Annotated in this window: 13 protein-coding genes and 1 pseudogene; 6 read left to right on the top strand and 8 right to left on the bottom strand. The window is 41.9% G+C overall.

Annotated features, from left to right (window positions below; genetic code table 11):
- Positions 1–29 precede the first annotated feature (29 nt).
- The 3 genes and pseudogenes from zds to D1367_RS00145 all read right to left on the bottom strand — a co-directional run bounded on the left by zds (position 30) and on the right by D1367_RS00145 (position 6308).
- Positions 30–1469 (bottom strand): 9,9'-di-cis-zeta-carotene desaturase, encoded by a 1440-nt coding sequence (zds, locus tag D1367_RS00135; RefSeq protein ID WP_118161635.1) that lies wholly within the window; start codon positions 1467–1469, stop codon positions 30–32.
- 274 nt (positions 1470–1743) lie between these two features.
- The gene (locus D1367_RS00140; RefSeq protein ID WP_181985004.1) at positions 1744–1920 is read right to left on the bottom strand and encodes a ribbon-helix-helix domain-containing protein; all 177 of its coding nucleotides are present in this window, start codon (positions 1918–1920) and stop codon (positions 1744–1746) included.
- 2749 nt (positions 1921–4669) lie between these two features.
- Positions 4670–6308, bottom strand: a pseudogene (locus D1367_RS00145) (DUF6930 domain-containing protein).
- A 328-nt stretch (positions 6309–6636) separates the two neighbouring features.
- On the opposite strand from D1367_RS00145, the gene D1367_RS00150 reads away from it, so the two are divergent.
- The 5 genes from D1367_RS00150 (at position 6637) to D1367_RS00170 (ending at position 8938) form a co-directional block, all read left to right on the top strand.
- Positions 6637–6993 carry an iron-sulfur cluster assembly accessory protein gene (locus D1367_RS00150; protein WP_118161636.1) on the top strand — a complete coding sequence of 119 codons (357 nt, stop codon included), beginning with the start codon at positions 6637–6639 and terminating at the stop codon, positions 6991–6993.
- An 82-nt stretch (positions 6994–7075) separates the two neighbouring features.
- Positions 7076–7498, top strand: a complete 423-nt coding sequence (locus D1367_RS00155; protein ID WP_118161637.1) for a tetratricopeptide repeat protein — start codon at positions 7076–7078, stop codon at positions 7496–7498.
- 155 nt (positions 7499–7653) lie between these two features.
- A complete protein-coding gene (locus tag D1367_RS00160) occupies positions 7654–7899 on the top strand; it encodes a hypothetical protein (RefSeq protein ID WP_109009489.1) in 246 nt (81 codons plus the stop codon).
- Between the two features lie 239 nt (positions 7900–8138).
- Positions 8139–8429, top strand: coding sequence for a type II toxin-antitoxin system TacA family antitoxin (locus D1367_RS00165; RefSeq protein ID WP_118161638.1), 291 nt, complete (start codon positions 8139–8141; stop codon positions 8427–8429).
- Complete coding sequence (locus D1367_RS00170) at positions 8429–8938, top strand: GNAT family N-acetyltransferase (protein ID WP_181985005.1); 510 nt, start codon at positions 8429–8431, stop codon at positions 8936–8938. The genes D1367_RS00165 and D1367_RS00170 overlap by 1 nt, the downstream gene beginning before the upstream one ends.
- A 604-nt stretch (positions 8939–9542) precedes the next feature.
- On the opposite strand, the gene thyD is transcribed toward D1367_RS00170, so the two are convergent.
- Entirely contained in the window at positions 9543–10463 is a 921-nt protein-coding gene (gene thyD, locus D1367_RS00180; protein WP_118161641.1) for a thylakoid membrane protein ThyD, read from the bottom strand.
- 177 nt (positions 10464–10640) lie between these two features.
- Here thyD and D1367_RS00185 point away from each other — a divergent pair, with 177 nt between their 5' ends.
- Positions 10641–10988 (top strand): hypothetical protein, encoded by a 348-nt coding sequence (locus D1367_RS00185; protein ID WP_118161642.1) that lies wholly within the window; start codon positions 10641–10643, stop codon positions 10986–10988.
- A gap of 72 nt (positions 10989–11060) precedes the next feature.
- Here the strand turns inward: D1367_RS00185 and D1367_RS00190 are convergent, their stop codons facing one another.
- The 4 genes from D1367_RS00190 to D1367_RS00210 all read right to left on the bottom strand — a co-directional run bounded on the left by D1367_RS00190 (position 11061) and on the right by D1367_RS00210 (position 17251).
- On the bottom strand, positions 11061–11558 hold the full coding sequence (locus D1367_RS00190) for an FHA domain-containing protein (protein ID WP_118161643.1): 498 nt from the start codon (positions 11556–11558) through the stop codon (positions 11061–11063).
- Between the two features lie 330 nt (positions 11559–11888).
- Positions 11889–14372 (bottom strand): heavy metal translocating P-type ATPase, encoded by a 2484-nt coding sequence (locus D1367_RS00195; protein WP_118161644.1) that lies wholly within the window; start codon positions 14370–14372, stop codon positions 11889–11891.
- A 571-nt stretch (positions 14373–14943) separates the two neighbouring features.
- Positions 14944–15219: a TM2 domain-containing protein gene (locus D1367_RS00205; protein WP_118170965.1), complete on the bottom strand. Its 276-nt coding sequence runs from the start codon at positions 15217–15219 to the stop codon at positions 14944–14946.
- Positions 15220–15676: 457 nt separating this feature from the next.
- Entirely contained in the window at positions 15677–17251 is a 1575-nt protein-coding gene (locus D1367_RS00210; protein WP_118161646.1) for a CPBP family intramembrane glutamic endopeptidase, read from the bottom strand.
- Positions 17252–17291 lie beyond the last annotated feature (40 nt).

The following is a 17291-nucleotide window of genomic DNA, read 5'->3' on the forward strand; positions in this document are numbered from 1 at the left end:
AGCCTGCGGTAAGCCACTGCGTGTCTACGTTATTTCTTCAAACTCTCCAAAATCACTTTTGCAGCTCGCCGTCCAGAAATAGTAGCACCTTCCATGCTGTCGATGTAATCTTGCTGAGTATAACTCCCTGCAAGGAAGAAATTATCTACTGGTGTCTTTTGGTTGGGACGGTACGCATCCATCCCTGGCGCTTCTCGGTAAAGAGACTGAGCAAGTTTTACCACACTGTACCAAGTCATATTTAACTCCCGTGACGAGGGAAACAGTTCATGCACTTGCTTGAGGACATGCTGGGCGATCGCTTCATTACTTTGGGCAATAAACGGATCTCCCGGTGTCAGCACTAGCTGTAACAATGAACCCTGTCCTGGGCGATAATAATCAGCAGGGCTAGTCAACGCTAAATCGGCAAAACAAGAAAAGTCCGCATCGGCTGTGTACAGCAAATTATCAATTCCAGCCGCGTGATTTAACTGTTTACGTTGCTCTCCATCGTTAAGTTCAGTTACCCAACCATCGAAGCGTAGCTGCACTGTAGCCACTGGCACTGCATCCAGTTTGTAAATATTGTCAAATTCTGACCACTTACGCCACTCGTGGGGTAGGATGCGTTGAATTCCTGGAACATCACAGGCAAAGACATAAGCATCAGCAGTGACAGTTTCTACTGTATCACCTTGGGCAATTACTATACCGGTGACGCGGGTTTGTTCGTCTAACTCAGTAAATTGAATTTCCCGAACTTGCCGACGCGTATAAACTTTGGTGCCTCTAACTTCTAAGTATTCCAGAATGGGCTTGTGCAAATATTCAGATGGAGAACCTTCCAGCATTCGCAAAACTGAGGCTTCAGTTCTAACTGCAAATAACTGGAATATCGTTAACATACAACGGGCAGACATATTTTCGCAGTCAATAAACCCCAATGCGTAGGCAATGGGGTTCCACAACCGCTTGATGCTGCCATTACTCCCACCGTGACTGCGGAACCAATCAGCAAAGCTAACTTTATCTAATTTGCGGATGGTTTTCATCGCTCCGTTAAAGTCTACCAACCCGCGAACTATAGGACTAGTACCCAAAGCGATCGCATTTTGCAACTTATCCTGCAACGATAGTTGGGAAGTAGTGAAAAATGCCTTTAAGCCATTGAAAGGCGCACCTGTAAAGAAGCGAAAATCTAAACCACCAGTGCGCCCCCCTTTATTAATAAAAGTGTGGGTATGTTCCTTGAGGCGTAAGTTTTCTAACACCCCCACTTTCTTCATCAAGTCAAATAGTTGGTAGTAGCAGCCGAAAAATACATGCAAACCCATTTCTAGATGGTTGCCATCTCCATCAACCCAACTGCCAACTTTACCACCCACAAACGGACGAGACTCAAAAATCTCTACTTCACAACCAGCATCAGCTAAATCTACTGCGGTTGCTAGCCCAGCCAGTCCCGCACCTACGATTGCAACACGCATTCCGTCGTTCCTTTTCAGTTTCTTTACAGATTGTAACTGGGTTGGTGTCGGAATTTGCTACTTAATATCAACTCCACCAGCATATTAAAGCATGGCTTTGTCGATACTAAAACCTTTTTGATCGCTCGTTTTAGTCCGGGCAATTGACCAGACGCGAGAAAAGCGCGTCTGTATCAGCTAGACAAACTCTTGCCCATAGCGGCGGACTCCAAAAAGTATCATAGCTATTTTTTCGTAACAAAGCAGTTATCTGGTAAGTCGTAAAAGCAACTTCTTACTTATTTACATCTTTGTCGTCATCGGAGACAGGCAAACTTCTAATCAGTTCCCGAATCACATCGGTTGCGGGTCTACCTGTTTGTTGACAATATTTTTCTAGCTTTTCCGCTTCCTGTGTTGCGAGATTGACAGTTATACGTTTAACAGCCCATTTTTTGTTTGTCATTATCATGCTATCTGCTGGATATTTAGATCGTCGAAAGATTTTAAATTAAAGAGGGAACCGATAAGGTTATCAGAATTTGTCTCACGAAACAAGTAATATCATTAATATTAAAAATGTTCGTTTTGTCAAAGTATTCATCATTTCCTAAAAAAATTAAAAACCTACACTTTATTTGTTACTGTTGTGACATGATAAAGACCACATAGTTGCTTTTGAAGATGATAACGCTACTAATAGCATGAGTAAAGCCTGACAATGAAATTTTATGAATTTGAGACACCTACTGTTGACTCAATCAAGATTTCCAAAGTTATTCTCTATCGGAAGTATTTAACCTTCTCTCTTAACCAAGTTAGCCAAACCCACTTGCAGAGAACATCTAGGATAACACCAGAAAATAAAACTTCAGAATCATTATCATGCTGAAATGCTTGTCTAAAGGCGGGTTCCAATCGTCTATAGAGGTCGCAAATAATCACTTAAAAGTAGGCAAATAAGCGATCGCTCTAAAACAAACACCCATCTGCACCCATTACTGTAACCATGAAGTTAAGAGCTAGTTGAACGGTTATGAATTTTGGCTGCCCTCGATCAAGCTGATTGCTTCTTTGCGCCAATATAGTAACCACCAAAAAGGGTATAAGACTCAGTTTTCTGGGTGTAAATAGCTGACTTGTTTGGTAAAATTTAACAGTATCATCTGTAATTTTACACAGATAAATGCTTGTTAAACAGATATGATGTTACTTGACTGTTGCCGATAACAATATTTTATTTTTGTTTCATGCTTTTACACTAACTCGCCGTAAAAATACGATGCAATCTGAGATGTGTTTTATCTTCTCTCTAGCGATATACTTTGTCTTAAACTCAGTGAGTTTTTTTCAATTCATAGTATTTATCTATGGAAAGGTTAGACAAATCGTTTTTTGTGCCAGAAGTTAGGCAGTAAAATTTTCACAAGTAAAAAATTAATTACTGCCAATAAATTTTGATTTGCAAACATTTATTAGTTACTAAATATACTCATAAAAGCAATTTGAGATTTCATTTCTTCCATTATGTGTTCATTATAGCCATTACTTATACACTTTAAATAATCTTCATTTAGAGACTAAATAAACTCATTCTCATCCTTTATAAAGGAATTACAAAGAAAAAGATGTTTTCTGAGATTTTGCTTAATTATATTGATATATAAAAAGATGAAAACTCAAAAAGTGGTTAAAAAAATATTTCGATATCTAAGTACTTTACCTAGCTTTTATTAAATAGAGCTTTGCAAATAATTTTTGAGCGTTCTGTACTGATTTATACTGGTAAATATCTAGATGAAATGACTGAAAAAATTTCAAAATACAGCTACTTCATGAAATTGAGGTAAAGTTAGCTTCTAATCATTAGTCACCTACGGCTGTTAACATGACATATACATACAGCAGAATTCAGAGAGAACTCTAAGAGGATGTTTGAAAAGTATCAAATATTTGTTGATCCACCCTAACCCCCCTTAAAAAAGGGGGGATAAGAGTCTTAAAGTCCCCCAATTTATCGGCGGGTTGGGGGGATCAATAAGTGCCTAAAATCATAGCCAACCACTTTTTAAACAACCTCTAAGCTAAAGGAAAATCCAGAGCAGAGGTTTGCTCTGCTCTGGATTTTTCAATTCAGTAATCCTAAAAGTTCCTCCAGCATTACTAGACCTCTTGCAAAAGTCCCTAATACCCCAATACGGTTCAGTTAAGGATTTTTGGTACTAATTTTAGACCTGTAGAGACGCGAAATTTCGCGTCTTTACCAAGGTTTTTGGGCTTAACTGAACTGTATTGCTTAATACCCCACCCCCAACCCCTCCCCTTATTAAGGGGATGGGAGACAAAGCGTAGCTTTGTCCGGGTGGGGTTCTTATTTTGGATTTATGCAAAAGGTCTACTGAATGGATGCAGTTGGTGTACTTCACCGACTTGAAATCCACTGGAAATGTGGATTGCAAAGTGCTGCACCCTAAGAGGATGTTTGGAAAGTCGTTAAGTACAGGACTTACGCAAAAATTGCCGAAAAGCTTAATTTATCGAACCGCCAGACGCTCGATGACTCGCTACCGCTTCGCTATCGCGCTTCGCGTCTCCAACAGTTGACGCCATCGCGCAGCGTCTCGTTAGAGAAGAACGCCTTCTCTAACGAGAGGCTTCGCCAACGCGTAGCGTCTCGTAGAGAAGAATTCGTAGAGTGTGCGTAAGTCCTAAAGTATACTAAAAACCCCGCTTCCATTACTCTCCCCGAAAGGTCGAGAGGCTTTGAATTCCCCCTTAGAGTGTCGGGAAGGGGGTCAGGGGGTTAGGTCTTTGATGACTTTGATGTTTCGCATAATATTTTTCAAACATCTTTTAAGAGCTACGCAAATGAAGAGTGCTGAGTGAAAAGATCACCCACCAAGGTTGAGGCAAATACAAATGCAAAAATCCTGAGTACTTTTTACTTCACTCAGCACTCAGTTTGTAAACAGAAGAGGGGTAAAGCTTTCCCTTTTTCCTCTCCCGAATGCAGTTTTAGTTAATACGTGAATCAAATACACATTAACTAACAGTATTTTGCAAGTAAGTGAGGTACAAAGTGTAGGATTTACGCATCAGATATAAGGAGTTTCTACCTGCTGCCTCAAAACCCATAGCTTTGTACTTCATGCAAAAGAAAACTGCTGTAATTTCTCATAATAATCACAATTTGAGATTGAGGATTGGGGGAATTGGTGCAACTATTCAAATTTAAGTTGGGGCATCAGTTGAAGAGTGCCAATACCTAAATCTTTAGGTGAAAGCGATCGCGCTTCAAACAAAGCCATCATATCTCGTAACTGAGGATTGCCACGAGAAGCTCCGGTTAGCCCTTTGGCAATGATTAAGCCACAGTAGCCCTTAGTATTTTTACAGCGCTGATTCCATTTTTTGCGGGCTTCTACATGAATCGGATCTTCATCTAAAAATTCCCCAAATAGGAACAATTCGCCATTTTGAGTTTGTAATAAACCCAGGTCGTAGCGATCGCCATCAAAGGGGTCGGCACCTGGATTAAAGCAAATAGCTCTCAGTCCGCCTGTTGCTTCAATTCTTTCAATTACAGTCTTAGCCTTGGGGCGGGAAGTTTGAATTAAAATCACCGGCAAACCGTCACCCACTTGTTTTATTTCACCAGCCTGATGATAGCTGACTCCCTTTCGCAAGTACTCCAACATTTCCCAGGACACCACACCTAAGCTGAGGAAAGAATCTTCTGGTATTAAGTCATCTTGCAATGATTGGAAATTTGGGGAGTCAAGGTTTTCCATATCCTCGTCATCGACATCAAAGCCTGCCATTTCCTCTAATTCTGCTGCTAACTGTGGCATGGTAGAGACTGTAACAGGCAGAGATTTAGTTGCTTCTTCCGATTGCGGCAGAGAAATGCGATAGCGACGGCTGAGGGTAGGAAAGATGTCCTCATGAAGCTGGCGACGGTGATCGCGAATAAAGCGGCTTAGACTTTCGATCGCAACGAAGATTACCAGTGCTTCTTCGTCATACAAAACAGACCGTAGTCCTTCTAAGGGGTGGATATTACCGAAGGTGGGATCAATTTCTGATAATGGCAGATCCGCCAAATCACTTTCTTCATCCTCATCTTCATCGATTTCATCGCTACTCTCAAAGGTGAGAAATAAGCAATCTTGCTTGAGGAACGCTTCTTCTAGATGCTCAGTTGATTCTTGATCCGTTAAAACTGCGGCGCGAAACTGTTTTAAAGACTCTTCTGAGCGATAAAACAAAATCCCATACTCCATTCCCAGCATTCCCATGACTGAGGCGTAGAGTGTGCCAACATCCCACTTATTAATCTCGATTGACAAAATTTGCTGTTCTTCCAAAAATTCCCAAGGTGCTGCTTGCCAAATTGCAAATGCTTTCTCTCGCAAGATTTGTGCATACTGTGGGGGTAAGTCGGGGGTTTGACTATCGAGGATATCAGCGAACCCACGAAACAGTTCGTCAATTAAAGGCAGTTCTGGTGCGTAGTCAATGGCAATATCTAAATCTTGCAGCACCCCCCGCAGGTAAAATTGGATCTCCCGGTCTTTGACTACAATTCTTTGGGGTCTGGCAGGTCTTGCCGGACTGTGGGGATGCTCCATTGCTTGCATTAAAGTCCGAACTATTGCTTCTGGCCCGATATCTGAAGCTACCACGTCCATTCCTCGAACCATACCTTGGGAGTAATCTACCCAAAGGATGCATTCTCCCTTTTTCTCATCTGAATGCTGGTTTGGTGATGACAACGGACGGCGAATCGCCCTCCCATACAGAAGGAATTTGAGTTAATTTCTTCAACCGACGACTGGTAGAGCGATTAAAACTTGTCATAGAGTAAGTTAATCAAAAGAAGCAATTTGGAAGTAGACTTTGGGGGATAGCACGCCTTGGATTAGGTTTTTATGGCTGCACCTGAAAGATAGTTGCTTCTGGTGACTGCTGCCAGACTTGAATTCCAAAAATACCGAATCTCTAAACACACTGAGTCTCTCAATTCTAGAATAAAAATCTTTGGCTGCTTTTAACGGAGTGTTTACAATTTGGCATCTAACGACATCTAAGCCGCTAGAATGAATACAAAAACACCAACGGCAACCCAAAGGCATTAACAAGCTGATATAGGGTAAAGCTTAAACTAATTAAGGAGTTAAAAAAGCAGATGACACAAGCAATTCAGTCTCAACAACGCGGAATTCTGTTGAGCGAAGCCGCATTGCACCAGGTAAAATCCCTCCGGGACAGGCAAGGCACAGACTTCTGCTTACGGGTAGGAGTCCGTCAGGGTGGCTGTTCAGGGATGTCTTACATGATGGACTTTGAAGACACTAGCAAGATCACCCCTCAGGATGAAGTTTTTGATTATGATGGCTTCAAAATTGTCAGCGATCGCAAGAGTCTATTATATCTCTACGGTTTAATGCTCGATTACAGCGATGCCATGATTGGCGGTGGCTTTCAATTCACTAACCCCAATGCCAACCAAACTTGTGGTTGCGGCAAGTCATTTGGGGTGTAATATTGTCATTTGTCATTTGTCCTCTGTCATTGGACGAAAGACAAATGACTAATACTTCGGCTTCGCTCAGTACAAGTGACCAATGACTAATACAGTTGAATCCCTATTTGATACAGGTTTAGAACGCTATAAAGCAGGAGAAGCGGTAGATTCTTTAATCCCTGTGTTTAAAGAAGTGTGCGATCGCGCCCCTAAAACTAGTGCTGCTTGGATTTGTTTGGCATGGTTATATCTACTCGATAACAAACCCAATTTGGCTTACAAAGCTGCACAGAAGGCAGTCAAGTTAAATCCCCAAGACCCACAAGCTAGAGTCAATCTGGCCTTAGCAATGCTGGAAACAGGTCAAAAAGGTTTACGAGAACATATTGATGTAGCACAACAGCTAATGTTTGTCAACGAAGAATGGCGGGATGAAATAAAAACCAGTATTGAAGACGGTTTCAGTAGAAAACCAGATTGGCAGAGTTTGAAAAAAGTCAAAAATTGGCTGTTTGAAGAATAAGGACAGGGAGTGGGGAATAGGGAGTAGGGAGTGGAAGAGGGACAAGGAAAAATTCTTGAATAAGTCTCTTTTGTCTATCTTGTTTCTTCTAATACCAACTCCCTATTTATCATTCCCCACTCCCCACTCCCCACTCCCCACTCCCCATTTCAATCATGAAAGATAAATTGTTAAATTGGCTAAACACGATTTTAGTCGCCGATGTTTTTTTGGTTTTGTTTGGCTTTATCTGGTTAGCGATCGCTGCGATCGGTGATTCTGTAGGAGTTAACCTGGGTTTGGATTTGTGGCATAAACTGTGGCAACCCGTATTTAACCCAGCGATCGGTATTCTCATGGGCGGTGCCATTCTTAGCGGTATTATCAGTTGGGTTTCCAAAAAATTTCTCTCTAGTCAATAGCGCAGCAGAAGAGACACTTACCCCAGGAAATCTGCCCCTTTCCTGCTTATTCATAGAAGCATTGCCAAAAATCCAGTCATGCAAATGGCGAGTATCCGTAATTTGACAACAGTCGTCAAACCAAATTTTGTGTTGACGTTGTATACACAATGTTCTATATTAGATATTAAGCATTGCTGAATAAAGCTTGAAACTTAATTCAGCAACGCTAAATGAGATACACAAATGGAAGATACCCAATGCTTGCCCGTTCTAAAATGGATAACCTTGGCCGTAACCAAGTAATTAATATTAGAGTTCAAGAACAACAACGGGATTTAATTGATAATGCCGCTTCGATTCTTGGTAAGAGCCGTTCTGACTTTATGTTAGAGGTAGCCTGCCGAGAAGCTGAAAAAGTCATCTGTGACAAAACTTTCTTCGCGTTAAACGAGGAAAAATATCAAGAATTCCTTACTATGTTGGACTCACCACCTAAAGCGAATGAAGAAATTCGTAAATTATTAACGACTAAATCGCCTTGGGATTAATGATAGAACAAACAAAAACTATTAATGCTCCTCAGCCACTTACTCATGAGCATGATGTATTAGAGTTTAAATCTAAATCAGAAGCTTTGAATAACTGGCTGAAGGAGAAAGCTTTGAAAAATGAGAGGGATACGGCTAGAACTTTTGTGGTAACTGTTGAAAATCAAGTAATAGGCTATTACTGTTTAGCAACCGGATCTGTAACTCATTTAGTAGCTGTTAGCAAAGCTAAACGGAACGCACCAGACCCTATACCGTGTATGCTTATTGCTAGACTAGCAGTCGATACCAAATGGGAAGGACAGGGTATAGGGTCTGGCTTATTAAAAGATGCTATTATTCGTATTTTATCAGTATCCCAAATAGCAGGTGTTAGATGTATTTTGGTTCACGCTAAAGATGAAGAAGCCAAAAGATTTTATTTAAAACGTGGGTTTCAACCATCACCAATAGAACCATTAACACTGATGATGACTTTAAAAGATATTCGAGCAAGCATTATAGATTAAAATGAAAACCCTTCCCACCCATTCCCCCAACACCCTCAAATTAGACCCCGTAGCACCTCACGTAGCACGGGGTTTTGCTTTTGGGGTTGGGTGCGATTCGCTGAAGGTGGTTGAGAAAGATGATTTTATGCTATTTACCGACATCTCACCCGCAAATAACAAATCCCAAACAACTACAAAAGTAATGTCCAAAAATCTTTATGAGTCAAATAAATCGGATCTACGTCAAAACAATTCAAAATTCAAAATTATCAATTTCATTATTAATACCCCACGCATAAATGCGGGGGCTTGAATATTGATACTACGTGTTTTATTTTTTTTCATAATTGAAATTAGGGGCTTGTATCCCTTTAGGTATCAATTCAAAATTTATAACAATTTATTTTGAATTTTGAATACTTCGGCTACGCTCAGTACAAGTTTTGAATTTTGAATTCAAAAAGTGGTCATTAAAAACTGCGAGTGAACTAACAATGTGCTGTGGAGTTTTTCGATTTGTGGGGAGGCGGTGCGATCGCAGTTGCAGATAAAATTTAAAAAGAGTAACAAACTACTCTTGTTATTTTGTGCTGGAATCATTTCCCCCACTCCCCACTCCCTTTTAATTAAGAATTTGCGTTAACGCTGATTGCAAATTTGGATATTTGTACTCAAAGCCTGTCTCCAGCGTGCGCTTCGGGATGACTTGCTGACCTTCTAAAACTACCATAGCCCCGTCTCCTAAAAGAGCTTCGATCGCAAAACCAGGAACAGGCAGCCAAGAAGGGCGATTCATCACTTCTCCCAAGGTTTGGCTTAAATCTACCATTCTGACTGGGTTAGGGGCAGTGCCATTATATACACCTTCTATTTCCGGTTTAGTTAAAGCTTCCAAAATCAGGCTAACTAAATCCTCTACGTGAATCCATGAGAACCACTGCCTACCACTGCCAATGGGCCCACCAGCAAAGAGTTTGAAAGGCGTAATCATTTTATCCAAGGCACCACCATTACCCAGAACAATCCCAAAACGCAGAATTACTAGCCGCACACCAGCATCTTTTACCTTTCTGGCTTCTGCTTCCCAGACTTGACAGACTTGGGCAAGAAAATCGCTACCAGATTGGCTTGTTTCATCAAAGGTTGCCGTTTCGCTGGTGCCGTAGTAGCCAATAGCCGAAGCATTAATTAACACAGTTGGTTTGGGGTTAGCGTTGGCTATCGCTTCAACTATTTTTTGTGTGCCTAGCTTCCGGCTATTGAGGATTTCTTGTTTGCGTTCTGGTGTCCAGCGTCCTTCACCAATAGGTTCTCCTGCTAAATTAACTACGCCATCACAACTAGCAATTATACTTTGCCAAGAACCAGATGTATTTGGTGTATAGGCAACAATTTCTACATTTGGGAAAGCCTCAGATGGAAAAACCTTTTGAGCAAAGTTGGTATTCCGAGTTAATACTACTATTTTATGACCTTTTGCGTGGAGTCGTTGTACCAAAAGACTACCAACAAATCCTGTTGCTCCAGTAATTGCTACTTTCATGTTCTACCTCAGCCAAACCTCTATTGTAAAGTTTTTGATCAAACTTTCAGCTTACGGCACTTTCGTTGTGGGTAATGCCCGATCTCAAAACTCAAAAACTTTGATTTTTTAATCACTGTTCGTTTAGATGCTTCGGTATTATAGGATGGACAGAGTGTTGCAAGGCGTGGGGCTATTATGGCTCGCTATACCTGTTCATTTACTGTTTCTGTCAAGAGTGACCATCTGTCGCCGTTACTTGTAGAACTTCTACAGGACTGTCAGTTGGATATTCAATACTACACTGGCGATTATATTATCGCTCGTGAGGTTCCGGGCCATGTTCCTTTTCCTAAATTAATCACAGCAGAAGTATTGATTGATAAATCAAAATCTACTGAAACAGAAACCCGAATGAGCATTGTGATTAAAAATGAAGAACTACCACTCCAACTAGATAATTACTGCCGACAAATGTTTGAAGTTATCAAGCAGTCTATTGAAAGTAGCCGCCATTGGCATTTGATTGAAAGTCTTGCAGGATAGCTTTGATGATTGAATTGACACTCCTACGTCTTGAAGACGTGGGAGTGTCAAGCTGTTATTGGTAGTTATAATTCACTCTTCTAGATCCTCTAAATCCTCGGCCATTCCGGGGTTTATTAGTGTAATATCATACTCACTCGAATCCGTTTGTCCCAAGCGCTGAGTGTTTCTTAAAAGGTAATAAATAGCACGTACTTGGGGGCCAAAAACGATCTCGTCTTCATTTCTGAGATCGTGGGCTGGTATTTTACGTCCATTAATCATCAAACCGTTGGAACTAGGCTTGCCTTTGGCATCGCCATCTACAATCCGGTAATAGTAGCTATGACTATTATGATCTCGTGGCAATCTCACTAATGTGGCATGGCGGCGGGAGACAAACTGCGACATCAAACGGATATTACACTCACGATCTCTACCGATAGAGTAGACGGGGTGCTCTAGAGAAAATTCTTTGCGACCTTGATCGTCTTCAATAATCAGTAGATGGTTTTCATTGGTTTCTGCTGCCATTGACAAATTGGTGGAACTGTGATTGATCAATATTTGTTTAGTATCGTATTTTGCCATTTTTGCGCACCATAAGTCTGTGGTGCTGATCTAAATAAGCTTTAAAGGAACTCCAAAAAATAAATTATTCCACATTCAAGTCGTTGACTGTTGACTGTTGACTGAAAACTCGTGAACCGTCAACGGTCAACGGTCAACAGTGAACAATAGCAATGGAATATTTTTTTACTTGGAAGTCCCTAAAGTTGCATAATACCTTGAAAGAGTAGAACATATTCGTTCTACTCCACTAGCTATGATAGCTTTGGTAATTCTCCCAAGAGACTTTATGGACTGCGTAAAAGCTGACGGGGCGACTCAGTTTAACTTGAGATGGTTGAGATGGAAATTCTACGGGTGATGAGCTAATCGCCGTAATAATATTGAGTTTGTGACGACGCTAACAGAGCTAAAAGCCATTAATGCAGCAGCACCAGAGGGGTTAAGGACAAAACCCAGACTAGGGAACAAAACGCCTGCTGCTAAAGGAATGCCAACTGTATTATATGCAAAAGCCCAGAATAAATTTTGGCGGATTTTATTGAAGGTGGCGCGACTAAGCTGAATAGATTCGACGACATCGTTTAAGCGATCGCGCATTAGAACAATTTCAGCAGTTTCCATCGCCACATCTGTCCCAGAGTGTAAAGCAATTCCTACATCTGCCTGGGATAAAGCTGGAGCATCGTTGATTCCATCTCCTACCATTGCGACAACAGATTTTGAATTTTGGATTTTAGATTTTGGATTTGGAATTCCCTCTCTCTGTATCTCTTGTCCCTGGAGGGCTTGTATGGCAGCTGCTTTTTTGGCTGGGGGAACACCTGCTATGACATCAGCACTATCTAATCCTAGTTGTTTGGCTATGGCGTTTGCTGCTTCTTTGCGATCGCCACTGAGCAGCATTACTCGTAAGCCCATCTGACGCAATTTATCTACGGTGGATTGGGCATCTGGTCTGAGGGTGTCAGAAACAGCAATTAACCCAGCTAAAGCTCCTCCAACAGCTACGCAAACGACCGTTTTACCATCTGTTGCTAAATCCTGTGCTACCTGTTGTGCAGTTTCGTTAATGGCAATGCCGTGCCAACTCAACCAGTCCCAGTTACCCAACAGTACAACTTTGCCCTCTACGACAGCAGACACTCCTAATCCTGGTTCTGTGTGAAAGTCCACAGCCTCTGGAATCGATAATTGTTGCTGCTGTGCTTCTTGCTGAATCGCTTTTGCTAGGGGGTGGTGAGTACCGCTTTCTACGGCTGCTGCTAGTTGGATTAGGGAGTAGGGAGTAGGGAGTGGGCTTGCCGTGAGCGTAGTCGAATGGGAGTGGGGTTCCTTACTCCCCATTTCCTCAATTAACAGACAATCTGTAACGATGGGATTACCCGTGGTCAAAGTGCCGGTTTTATCAAAGACTACGGTGTTTAACTTGTGTACTTTTTCTAAAACGTCACCGCCTTTGATTAACAAACCCCGTTCTGCGCCCATAGCAGTGCCGACAAGAATGGCTGTTGGTGTGGCAAGTCCCAAAGCACAGGGACAGGCGACTACCATAACTGCGATCGCTAGTTTTAAACTAATTAATAAAGGGGAGTAGGGAGCTTCATGTGTCGCGTGACCCATCATTTCCATGCCACCGGACATATTGACATCAGCCCAAATGTGAGTACCGAAAAAGTACCAAAAGACAAATGTTAATACAGATGCTGTCAGCACTCCATAAGTAAAGTAACCAGCTACTGTATCTGCTAATTTCTGTACTGGGGCTTTCCGAGTTTGGGCGGCTTCTACTAGGGCGACAATTTGAGCTAAAGTTGTATCATTTCCAGTCCGGGTTGTCTGAATAGCGATCGCTCCTGACTGGTTTAGCGTCCCTCCTGTCACCATATCGCCTGGTTGCTTAATCACTGGCACGGCTTCCCCAGTCAACATGGATTCATCCACCGTTGTTTTACCAACCACCACTTCACCATCGACAGGGATTTTATCACCTGGCAGCACTTGTACCCATTCACCAACACGCACCTGTTCAGCAGGAATCTCTACGCTAGAAGATCCCATTCCTCCTTTTTCTGGATTGGCAATCAATCGCGCTACCTGTGGCTGGAGTGCTAACAATTTCCTAAATGCAGCAGCAGCGCGACCTCTAGCTTGTTGCTCTAATGTTCTTCCTAAAAGAATAAAGCCCAGCATCATTACTGGTTCGTCGAAGAAGCACTCCCAACCCATTTTGGGAAAGAGCAACGCTACTAAACTAGCAATGTAGGCTGTCAGCGTTCCTAAGCCCACCAGGGTATTCATGTTAGGCGCATTTCGCCGCCAGCCCAGCCAGCCATCTACCAAAATCGGGCGGCCGGGAATTAATAGCGCTATTGTCGCCAGTCCACAGTGAAACCAGATGTTATTTAGCACTGGTAGCACTGAGGTACCAAGATTACCAAAATGTCCACTTCCCGACAATAATAGTAAGATTGCAGCGATCGCTAACTGCCTAACAGAAGATTGCATTTCTCGGCGTTGTCGTTCTGCTGGATCTGGTAAAGTAGATATTTCGCCTGCTGCTGTACCACTAGTTTTTCGGGGTTGAGTCGGGAATCCAACGGCTGTTAATTTCTGTGCTAGTGCATCTGCATCTACCGCACCAGTTTCTGACTCTACAACTGCTACCTCTGTGGCCAGGTTCACACAGGCACTTTTCACTCCTGGATGTTGGGTTAGCTGTCGCTCTACTGCGTTCACACATCCAGCACATTTCATACCCCCAACATCGAGAATAATTTTCTCTAGGATTGGGTCAAATTCTGGGGCTAGCTTAGTTTTTGGGACAAGTTGCATGGCAAGTGTTTAGATTCGCTACAGAAATTCAACGCCTGAGTAAAAGCGTCTCTAATTTGAGCGTAGGCGAAATATGGAACTACGACTGTATGTCAACCCTATTAAATTTCTTAATTTATCGTATCTCGCTAAGGGTCAATGACGGCTCCAGCGTAAATAAGTCACATAAATGATAGCTCCAACCTGCATTGGCATGATCACAATCAGGCTTTTTAAGAAATAGTTGATTTCCAAATGAGACATAACGCTGAAATACCCTATGCCCAAAAAGAAGAATATTGCCCAGTTAAGCTGTTTAGGTTTGAGAATGAGCATATTAATAAATAAAAAGAAATATAATCTGCCTCTAGCATGAACTGCCTTTTTACACTAGTACAGCGCGGCGTAAATAAACAGACCATTCAAAATCAACGGAACGCTTACTCTGTCTTAATTTTGAATTTTGAATGCGTGAATTTTGAATTCCGCCTTGCGGTACTAGTACGCCACGGCGGAAATAGAGCAACCATTTAAAATCTCTAAAGAGCTTATTCCATAATATTTTTGAATGCGTGACTTCCGCCTTGCGGTACTAGAACCAGCCCTGCTTCTTCACAAAGTAGGTATTTACAAATTCTTCAGGGGGTTTATTCAAGTAGATCATGCCTTCAATTAAACCTACAAGTAGCATAATTAACAAGGCAATTCCGTAGGTGAAAGAACCTCCGACTACAGAAATCACCAACATGATAAAGCCTTCTGGAGCGTATCCTAGAATAAATTTATGAACCCCAAATCCTCCAAGGATAATGCCACAGTAACCAGCTAGAAGTTGTTTGGTAGGGTGAGTGGGATTGAAATTTGACATATTTTGTGCTGTTCCTTGATAAGTGAGGTATAAAAATAAAGTCTTTATTGTAATCAAAGCAAATACATTTACTTGCTTAATAAATATATTTTTAATTTTTTCAGTACAAATAAGCCCAAGACAAATAACCAAAATCAGCGTACTTCTATTCCAGAGAGGACGCTAAAATGTCTTCCGGCTATACCTGAAAATCTGGCGCTCCTTAGTAACTTTTAGTAGATTTGACCATCGGTGCGGCAATTTTGCTTTTTCTTGAGAAGAATGAACCCAAATAATCAGCAAAAACTGCTACACCACTTTTTACAAGTCCATCAGTATTATTTCCGGATTTTTTTGCTATCGCCTCCAGGGGGCATGAAACGCGATCGCACCAATCACAAGATATAACTAGTAATTGTTCTTACCTATGCAGATACAATCAGATATTTCTATTTTTGGCTACAGTAATTTTTGAGTGCTAATTACTACCTAAAACAAATAAACTTAATAATGTACCACTATTCCAAAGGCTGTGGAGGAGCATAGGAGCAAGGAGGTTGCGCGATCGCGTGTAAACAACTCCTAAGACAATCCCCAATGCAGTGAGGGGAAGAATTTCCGACAAGCTGAGGTGAGCGATCGCAAACAACAAACTACTGATCAGAATCGATCCCCACACGGGTAAGTAGCGAGTTAGAGAGGGTAACAAAAAGCCGCGAAATAGAATTTCTTCAAAAAATGGAGCTGCGATCGCTGCTGTGGAGAAAAATATGCCAAGTGCTACACCATCTTGGCTTTCTAGGGCTAATTGCAACAGGGGATTACTACCACCCTGTCCTTGCCATAGCTGTTGATTAATCAAAGATACCACCACAACTATAGGTAAAGCCGCGCAATAGCCTCCGAGTCCCCACAAAAACCATTTATCTTGAAAACGGAAGCGAAACCAAAATTCTGGTAATGGAAAAAAGCGCTTGAGAGAGAAATACAGCACTAACAGCGCACCCGATGCTACCAGTAAGTAACTAACTAAAACATAAAAAGCCTGAAGTCGCACATCACCCGCAGGCCGAGGGATGGGGAGCAGCGATAGCAATAAAGGGACAAAAATTTGCCCCATGAAGAAAAAGCCGACGATAAAAACCTGTAAAATGGTTTCACCATCCCAAGGTGTTGACCAAACGACATCAGCATTTTGAGCTAGTAACGAGGCTTTTCCTTTCAACAAGCGTTGAGCAAGTAAGAAAATCAGCAGTATTAGACCAGTTAAAGCTGCCAAAGTGGGGATAGTGCCAATAACTGCTAATTTGATCACCGCTTGAGCAGCAGATTCTTGTTGTGCAGCTTTAACTGCTGATAAAGCGTCTTGTCGTTGCTGGAGTTGGTATAGCTGAACCAAAGCAGTAGAGCGAAACCAACCTTCTAAATTCTTTTGAATTCGTTCTTGAGAATTTTGGAGCAGACGGGGAGGATTGCTCCAGATTCCACTTAATACAGATGCGGTTTCTCCAAATTCTGGATTGATATCAGAGCGTTGTTGTAATTCGCTCCAAGTTTTAATAGCTGTATCGGTCTGTCCTTGCTGTGCTTGTAAAATTCCCAGGCGCAAGTCTAATTCAGCCAATAATTTTTGTAATTGCTTGAGGGACTGCTGTAACTGTTGCTGTCCCTGTTTAGAAGTTTTAGTAGTGGGAGGAACATCCGGTAAAGGTTTCGGAGGTATGGGAGTTATTTCAGGTTGAGAGCGTAATTGTGCAAGTTTATTGTTAACTTTGCCTAAATTAGCTGCAACTGATTGACGCGCCTCCTCATATTGCTTCGTGGCGCCCTCCAGGGGTTGCTCACCAAGTATTGCTTCCTGAACCGCCTGGAGATTGCGATCGCTGCTATCTTCTGATTGCCAAGCTTGGGCTTGGAGAGCAATATTGGTTTGGTATAGTTCTAGGCGACTTTGGAACTGAGGTTCTTGCCAACTACTGAATAAAGCCCAAACTGCCAACAGAACTGCTATTGGTGTCAGTATAAAAATTAAAACTAATCGCTTGAGTGTCATCTATCCCTCGTTTACTAACCAGTGGAGAGCGCGTCCGATC

The organism is Nostoc sphaeroides, assembly GCF_003443655.1.
In the GTDB taxonomy this organism is placed as follows: Bacteria; Cyanobacteriota; Cyanobacteriia; order Cyanobacteriales; family Nostocaceae; genus Nostoc; species Nostoc sphaeroides.

What these genes read in the sequence shown, in the direction of transcription:
- D1367_RS00170 (WP_181985005.1), top strand. Translation starts at nt 8,429, where the DNA reads ATGATAGAACAAACAAAAACTATTAATGCTCCTCAGCCACTTACTCAT.
- D1367_RS00160 (WP_109009489.1), top strand. Translation starts at nt 7,654, where the DNA reads ATGAAAGATAAATTGTTAAATTGGCTAAACACGATTTTAGTCGCCGAT.
- D1367_RS00190 (WP_118161643.1), bottom strand. Translation starts at nt 11,558, where the DNA reads ATGGCAAAATACGATACTAAACAAATATTGATCAATCACAGTTCCACC.
- D1367_RS00185 (WP_118161642.1), top strand. Translation starts at nt 10,641, where the DNA reads ATGGCTCGCTATACCTGTTCATTTACTGTTTCTGTCAAGAGTGACCAT.
- D1367_RS00195 (WP_118161644.1), bottom strand. Translation starts at nt 14,372, where the DNA reads ATGCAACTTGTCCCAAAAACTAAGCTAGCCCCAGAATTTGACCCAATC.
- D1367_RS00205 (WP_118170965.1), bottom strand. Translation starts at nt 15,219, where the DNA reads ATGTCAAATTTCAATCCCACTCACCCTACCAAACAACTTCTAGCTGGT.
- zds (WP_118161635.1), bottom strand. Translation starts at nt 1,469, where the DNA reads ATGCGTGTTGCAATCGTAGGTGCGGGACTGGCTGGGCTAGCAACCGCA.
- D1367_RS00165 (WP_118161638.1), top strand. Translation starts at nt 8,139, where the DNA reads ATGCTTGCCCGTTCTAAAATGGATAACCTTGGCCGTAACCAAGTAATT.
- D1367_RS00155 (WP_118161637.1), top strand. Translation starts at nt 7,076, where the DNA reads ATGACTAATACAGTTGAATCCCTATTTGATACAGGTTTAGAACGCTAT.
- D1367_RS00140 (WP_181985004.1), bottom strand. Translation starts at nt 1,920, where the DNA reads ATGATAATGACAAACAAAAAATGGGCTGTTAAACGTATAACTGTCAAT.
- D1367_RS00210 (WP_118161646.1), bottom strand. Translation starts at nt 17,251, where the DNA reads ATGACACTCAAGCGATTAGTTTTAATTTTTATACTGACACCAATAGCA.
- thyD (WP_118161641.1), bottom strand. Translation starts at nt 10,463, where the DNA reads ATGAAAGTAGCAATTACTGGAGCAACAGGATTTGTTGGTAGTCTTTTG.
- D1367_RS00150 (WP_118161636.1), top strand. Translation starts at nt 6,637, where the DNA reads ATGACACAAGCAATTCAGTCTCAACAACGCGGAATTCTGTTGAGCGAA.